Origin of the sequence: Streptomyces fuscigenes, assembly GCF_021556455.1 — a bacterium.
Taxonomy (GTDB): Bacteria; Actinomycetota; Actinomycetes; order Streptomycetales; family Streptomycetaceae; genus Streptomyces; species Streptomyces fuscigenes.
Genome location: NZ_JAKGCV010000292.1, coordinates 1 through 7,092 on the forward strand (window position 1 = coordinate 1; position 7,092 = coordinate 7,092).

Annotated in this window: 3 protein-coding genes; 2 read left to right on the forward strand and 1 reads right to left on the reverse strand. The window is 74.5% G+C overall.

Annotated features, from left to right (window positions below):
- Positions 1 to 21 precede the first annotated feature (21 nt).
- Positions 22 to 2,664, forward strand: coding sequence for an excinuclease ABC subunit UvrA (locus tag L1885_RS20345; protein WP_235798599.1), 2,643 nt, complete (start codon positions 22 to 24; stop codon positions 2,662 to 2,664).
- A 182-nt stretch (positions 2,665 to 2,846) separates the two neighbouring features.
- On the opposite strand, the gene L1885_RS20350 is transcribed toward L1885_RS20345, so the two are convergent.
- On the reverse strand, positions 2,847 to 5,660 hold the full coding sequence (locus tag L1885_RS20350) for an N-acetylmuramoyl-L-alanine amidase (protein WP_235798597.1): 2,814 nt from the start codon (positions 5,658 to 5,660) through the stop codon (positions 2,847 to 2,849).
- A gap of 328 nt (positions 5,661 to 5,988) precedes the next feature.
- Here L1885_RS20350 and L1885_RS29240 point away from each other — a divergent pair, with 328 nt between their 5' ends.
- Positions 5,989 to 7,008: a DUF2786 domain-containing protein gene (locus L1885_RS29240; protein ID WP_235798598.1), complete on the forward strand. Its 1,020-nt coding sequence runs from the start codon at positions 5,989 to 5,991 to the stop codon at positions 7,006 to 7,008.
- Positions 7,009 to 7,092 lie beyond the last annotated feature (84 nt).

Sequence of the window (7,092 nt, forward strand, 5' to 3'; positions counted from 1 at the left end):
CCGCCCGGCCGGCCCGCGCCGGTGGCGCCGCCGCCGTCCCGCGAAGGCGGTCCCCCGGCGGGCGGCCCGGCCGACCGCTACGTACGGGTGCGCGGCGCGCGCGAGCACAACCTGCGGGGCGTCGACACGGACATCCCCCGCGACGCGCTCACCGTGTTCACCGGCGTCTCCGGCTCCGGCAAGTCGTCCCTCGCGTTCGGCACCCTCTACGCGGAGGCCCAGCGCCGCTACTTCGAGTCGGTCGCGCCGTACGCCCGCCGGCTCATCCACCAGGTCGGGGCGCCCAGGGTCGCCGAGATCACCGGGCTGCCGCCGGCCGTCGCGCTCCAGCAGCGCCGCGGCACCCCCGGCTCGCGCTCCTCGGTCGGCACGGTCACCACGCTGTCGAACCTGCTGCGGATGCTGTTCTCCCGGGCCGGCTCCTATCCGCCCGGCGCCGAGGAGCAGCTCGACTCGGACGCGTTCTCGCCCAACACCGTGACCGGGGCCTGCCCCGAGTGCCACGGCCTCGGGCGGGTGCACCGCGTCACCGAGGACTCGCTCGTGCCCGACCCGTCGCTGAGCATCCGCGAGCGGGCGATCGCCGCCTGGCCGGGCGCGTGGCAGGGCAAGAACCTGCGCGACGTCGTGGGGGCCCTCGGCTACGACATCGACCGGCCCTGGCGTGAACTCCCCCAAGAAGACCGGGACTTCATCCTCTTCAGCGACGAGCAGCCGGTCGTCACCGTCGACCCGGTGCGGGAGGCGGGCCGCATCCAGCGCCCCTACCAGGGCACGTTCATGAGCGCCCGCCGCTACGTCATGCGCGCCTTCTCCGAGTCCAAGAGCGCGGCGACGCGGCGCCGGGTGGGCCGCCACCTGGTCAGCGCGACCTGCCCGCTGTGCGGGGGCAGGCGACTGCGGCCCGAGGCGCTCGCGGTCACGTTCGCCGGCCACGACATCGCGACCCTGACCGCCATGCCGCTGATCGCGCTGGCGGACGTCCTGCGCGGTACGGCCCGGCTCACCGCCCCGGCCGCGACCGTGCCGTCGTCGGCGTCCGGCGAGAGCACCGAGGCGGCGGTGGCGCTGGCCCGGGACCTGTCCGCCCGGATCGGCGTGCTGGTGGACCTCGGCCTCGGCTACCTCAGCATGGACCGCACCGCGCCGACCCTCTCCCCGGGGGAGCTGCAGCGGCTGCGGCTCGCGACGCAGCTGCGGTCGGGGCTGTTCGGCGTGGTCTACGTCCTCGACGAGCCGTCGGCGGGCCTGCACCCCGCCGACACGGAGCCCCTCCTCGACGTGCTGGACGCGCTGCGCGCCGAGGGCAACTCCCTGTTCGTGGTGGAGCACGACATGGACGTGGTGCGCCGGGCCGACTGGGTCGTGGACGTGGGCCCGGGCGCCGGGCGCTACGGCGGACGCGTGCTCTACAGCGGCCCCGTTCCGGGACTCGCGGACGTGGCGGAGTCGGCGACCCGACCGTACCTGTTCGGCGAGCCGTCCGGCACGGCCGGGCCGGCGGCCGGGGACGCCCCGGGGCCGGCGCGCGGGACCGGGGCCCGCACACCCCGCACACCCCGCACGCCCGCGGGCCTGCTGGGACTGCGCGGGGTGAACCGGCACAACCTGCGCGACCTCGACGTGGACCTCCCGCTCGGCGTGCTGACCGCCGTCACCGGCGTCTCCGGCTCCGGCAAGTCGACGCTCGTCGGGCAGGTCCTCGCGGAGGCGGTCGGGGCGCACCTGAGCGGCGGCGCGGACCCGGCCCCGGCGGACGCGGGCGCCGAGCCCGGCGCCGGCCCCGAGTCCGGGGAGGACGGGGACGGGAGCGGTTTCGAGGACGCGGGAGACGGCGGAGCCGGTCCCGCGGTGACCGCCGTGGAGGGTCTGGAGGCGGTGGACCGCCTCGTGCGCGTCGACCAGAAGCCCATCGGCCGCACGCCCCGCTCCAACCTCGCCACCTACACCGGCCTGTTCGACACCGTGCGGACGGTCTTCGCCGCCACGGACGAGGCGCGCAGGCGCGGCTACGCGCCCGGGCGGTTCTCGTTCAACGTGGCCTCCGGCCGGTGCGGGACCTGCCAGGGCGAGGGCTTCGTCGCCGTCGAACTCCTCTTCCTGCCGGGCACGTACGCGCCCTGCCCGACGTGCCACGGCGCGCGGTACAACCCGGAGACCCTGGAGATCACCTACCGGGGGCGCACCATCGCGGACGTGCTCGGCCTGTCGGTGGACGAGGCCGCCGCGTTCTTCGACGACGTGCCGGCGGCGGCCCGGAGCCTCGGGACACTGCGGGACGTCGGGCTCGGCTACCTCCACCTCGGCCGGCCCGCCACGGAGCTCTCGGGCGGCGAGGCCCAACGCATCAAGCTGGCCTCCGAGTTGCAGCGCGCGCGGCGGGGACACACGCTGTACCTGCTGGACGAGCCCACGACGGGCCTGCACCCGGCCGACACCGACCTGCTGATGCGGCAGCTGCACGGCCTGGTCGACGGCGGCGACACGGTGATCGTCGTCGAGCACGACATGGGCGTGGTCGCGGGCGCCGACTGGGTCGTCGACCTCGGCCCCGGGGCCGGGGACGCCGGCGGCCGCGTCGTGGCGGCCGGCCCGCCGGGCCGGGTCGCCCGGGCCGCCGGCAGCCGCACGGCGCCCTATCTGGCGCGGCGGCTCGCCGGCTGAGCGCGGCGCCCGGACCGACTGCCGCCCGGGACGCGCGAACGGCCCCCGGCCGCCCACCCCTTGCGAGGCGGGCGGCCGGGGGCCGCGTTCCGTTCCCGTGCCCCGGTGACCCGACGGGTGCCACGAACGGCCCTCGGGCCGCCGTAGCGCCGCGCCGGAGACGGCGGGGGCGGGGGCGGGGGTCACGACACCAGGTTGAAGATTCCCCAGCCGGTGCCGGCCTGGACGCGCGCGGCGAACGGCGCGGTGGCCTTGCCGGTCGCCTTGTAGAGCCACAGCACGCCCGAGGTGTCCCGGGCGAGCAGGTCGCCCTTCCCGTCGCGGTCGAGGTCGCTCGGGCCGACGAGCACGTTGTACTTGCCCCAGCCCGTGCCGATCTCGGTGCGCGCCGCGAACGGCGCGGTGGCCTTGCCGGTGCCCTTGTAGAGCCACAGCACGCCCGCGCTGTCCCGGGCGACGAAGTCCGGCTTGCCGTCGCCGGTGAGGTCGCCGGTGGAGGCCATGATCTGGTACTTGCCCCAGCCGCTGCCGATCACCTTCTTGGCCAGGAACGGCGACGCGGAGTTCCCCGTGCCCTGGTACAGGTAGAGCACGCCGGCGGTGTTGCGTGCGACGAGGTCGGGCCTGCCGTCGCCGGTCAGGTCGCGGGCGCCCCAGATGCCGTTGAACTGGTTCCAGCCCGTGCCCACCTTCAGCTTGGCAAGGAACGGCTTGTTCCGGTTGCCGCTGCCCCGGTAGTACCAGAGCGTGCCCGTCTTGTCCCGGGCCACCATGTCGCCGGTGCCGTCGGCGCGCAGCGCGCTCAGCGGCGCGACCACGTCGAACTGCTGCCAGCCGGGTCCGACGGGGTACCGCTTGTAGAACGGCGCGGTGGCGCTGCCGGTCCCCTGGTACTGCCACAGGACGCCCGAGGTGTCGCGCACCACCGCGTCGTAGCGGTCGGTGCCCGCGTCGGGGACGGTGCCCGTCGCGAGCTGCACGTCACTCGACCTCACCCAGGCGATGCGGTGGTTGTAGCGGATCGGGTAGAACGTGCTCGTCCCGGTGACGAGCGTGCGGTCGTGGGCCGCGGTGCCCGCGAACGTCCCCGCGTACCAGTAGTCGCCCGGCTGCGCGGGGCCCGCCTGCACATAGGCCTGCCCCGACGGGATGCTGTACTTCGTCAGCGACGCGGTGTTCTGGTCCTGGACCGGGACGCCGGTGCCCGTGTAGGACGCGCTGTCCGGGTAGGCCCGCCCGTACACCGGGATCGACGCCGCGCCGGCCTTGGCCTTGAGCACCGGGGTGCCCGTCTTGGCGACCGGAGCGGTGTACTGGCCGCCGGGGTTGGAGAACCACGCCTTCTTGCCGCCGTACCAGACGGCCGTCCAGTTGGACTGCGCCTCGGCGACGACGTACTCGCCGCCGGCCACGACCTTGTCGCCCCAGTTCGGCCCGTCCGTGGACTTCACCGTGGGCATGTACGGGTCGGTCAGCAAGGCCGACGTCGTCGACGGGGACGTGTACAGGTAGCCGAAGTTGGCGGGCTGCTTGGCGACGGTGCTGCCGCCGTAGGTGAGCGTCGGCTCATTGGCCGTGGTGAACGGCGGGACGACCCGCACGACCTGGCCCGCCTTCAGCGGACCGCCCGCGCCCTGGTCGCCCGTGGGCGCGCCGAGCAGCGACATGTAGTGGTTCCAGTCCCAGAACGGGCCCGGGTCCCAGTGCTGCGTGGCGACGTTCGCGTCCAGGACGCCCGGCACCTCGTCGTGCCCGATGATGTGCTCACGGTCCAGCGGGATGTGGAAGCGCGCCGCCAGGTACTTCACCAGCGTCGCGGACGATTGGTACTCCGACGGCGTGTACCAGCTGCCGGACTTGATGGCGTAGCCCTCGTGCTCGATGCCGATCGAGTGCATGTTCATCGTCTTGTTGGCCGCGTGCCACGACTCGTCCTTCGTCGCGACCATCTGCGTGACATGGCCGTCGGAGGCGCGGATCAGGTAGTGCGTGCTCGCGTAGGCGGCCGGGTTCTGGAACTCGCTGAGCGCCGAGGCGTAACTGCTCTCGGTGTCGTGGATGACGATGTAGCGGATGTCCTCGCTGCCCGAGGGGCGGCTCGCCACGTTGTAGTTGCCGAAGTCGTCCGGCGTGCTGCTGTTCTGCTTGTACGCGGCCGGCTGGAAGTCGCAGGCGAGCCCGGACGGGCACTCCGGCGCCGGAGCGGACGTGAGGCTCGCGGGAGTGGCGAGCTGCTGGCGCGCGGGAGGCGCCGGCACGACCGAGGGGTCCGCGGGCAGCGTCACCTGCTGACCGTCCGCCGTGACCGTGCTCTGCCCGCTCTTGACGGTGTCGAAGACCCGCTGGGCGAACAGCGCGGCGCCCTTGGAGTCCGGGGACTGGCTGTAGCGCGCGACGGCGGCGTACCACTGGCCCGGGTCCGTGGAGAGGGAGCCCTTCGCGTCGTGCTGGTACTTCGCCAGCAGCGCGGCGCCCGCCCGGATGCTCTGCTCCGAGTCGTCCTGCACGGTGCCGACGGGCTCGCCGATGAGCTCGGCGCCCTGGTCGAGCGTGTGCAGGCGGGGGTCGGTGGTGTCGACCGACGCGCGGTCCGTCGCGAGCGCGCGCTTCGCGTCGAAGTGCTTCATGACGGCGGGGTCGCCGCTCATGTCGAGGTGTTCGAGCCGCTCCCGGTCACTGGGCTTCTCGACGTCGGCCGCCGTCACCCGCGTCAGGCCCATGACGTTGTACGAGCCCGTGGTGCTCGGCCTGCCGTCGTGGGAGTCCCACAGCGACGACTGGTACGAGACCGCCATCAGGACGTTGACCGGCACGTGGAACTCGCCGGCCGCCTGCGTGAACTGCGCCTGCAGACCGGGGTCCCCGGCCCCCGCCTGCGAGGTCCCCGAACCCGGTGAGGCGAGCGCGACGGTGCCGGCCACGGCCGAGGCCACCACGCCCGTCGCGACGCCGTAGATCAGCAGACGTCTCTTCCGGTTCTTGCGGTGCTGCTTCAATCCCCACCCCAAAGTTCTGTCGCCGCGCCGATCGCAGAAGGGCGAAGGCGAAGACAAGTAGAGGAACGGTAGCCGAACACGGCAGTGTGCGTGGGACACACCGAAGGGCCGTGACCCACCACCGCTCCACCGGGGGCCGCGCCGGGGCGGCGCCGGGGGCCCCGGGCCCGGGTGGAGCGGCGGGCCCGAGCCTCGCGGCTGCCGGCCGGGTGCGGCCTGTGCGGGCACTGTACGCGAGCCGTGTGTTCCCGCGGCAGTCCCCGGCGCTCGCCGGTACTCCCGGACCACTGCCGAAACCACTTCCGTGACACTCCGGGACAATGGACGGGTGGACGAGTTCGAGCAGGCGTACCGCAGGACCCTCGCCGGGGACAGTGGCGAGCGCGAGACCGACACCGCGGCCTCCGTGCTGGCGGCGCGCGGCGACGCCTGGGGGAGCGCCGCCGACGCCCTGGCCGAACGGGTCGTCCGGGAGTGCGGAGGCCGCGGATGGGCGCCCGCGGACCTGGCGCGGGTGGTGGCCCGCGACCTCACCCCGCGCCACCGGCGCCTGGCCGCCGCTCTCGACGACGGATCCGGGGCCGCGGCCTTCGCCGCGACGGAACGGCTCGACCGCTTCACCGCGGCCACCCTCCTCGTCGAGGTGCTCCGCGTGTACGGCCGGCTGCCCGGCATCCCCGCGGCACCGCCGGCGCCCGCTCCCGTGCAGGGGCAGGGCGGCAAGATGCTGTCACGGATCCGGGCCCTGCTGGCCAAGGCGGAGTCCACCGCGTTCCCCGAGGAGGCGGAGGCGCTGTCGGCCAAGGCCCAGCACCTGATGGCGCGCCACCGCGTCGACGAGACGCTGCTGCACGGCGAGAACGCGATCGGCGGTCCCGGGCTGCGCAGGATCGGCGTGGAGCGCCCCTACGAAGGCGCGAAGGCCCTGCTGCTGGACGCCGTGGCCTCCGCCAACCGCTGCGAGGCGGTGTGGTCGTCGGACTTCGGCTTCTCCACGGTCGTCGGCCACGAGGACGCCCTCGAAGCCGTCGAACTCCTCTACACCTCGCTCCTCGTCCAGGCCGACCGCGCCCTCGCCGCGGGCCCGTCCAGGAGCCGCGACTACCGGCTCTCGTTCCTCATCGCCTACGCCTCGCGGATCGGCGAACGGCTCACGGCGGCGACGCGCGACGAGGTGAGCGCCCGCCAGGACGACCCCGCCCTGCTGCCCGCCCTGGCGGCCCAGGACCTGGCGGTGCGCACCGCCACGCGCCGCCTCTTCCCGAACACCACCACCTCGCGCCTCAAGGGCCGCGACGCCGAGGGCTGGCGCAGCGGCCGCTCGGCGGCGGACGACGCGAACCTGTGAGCCGGGCGCGCGGCCCGCGCGGGGTTCGGTGAGCCGGGCGTACGAGGCGGAGCCCGCGGGGCGGGCGCGCAGGGTGGGCGCGCG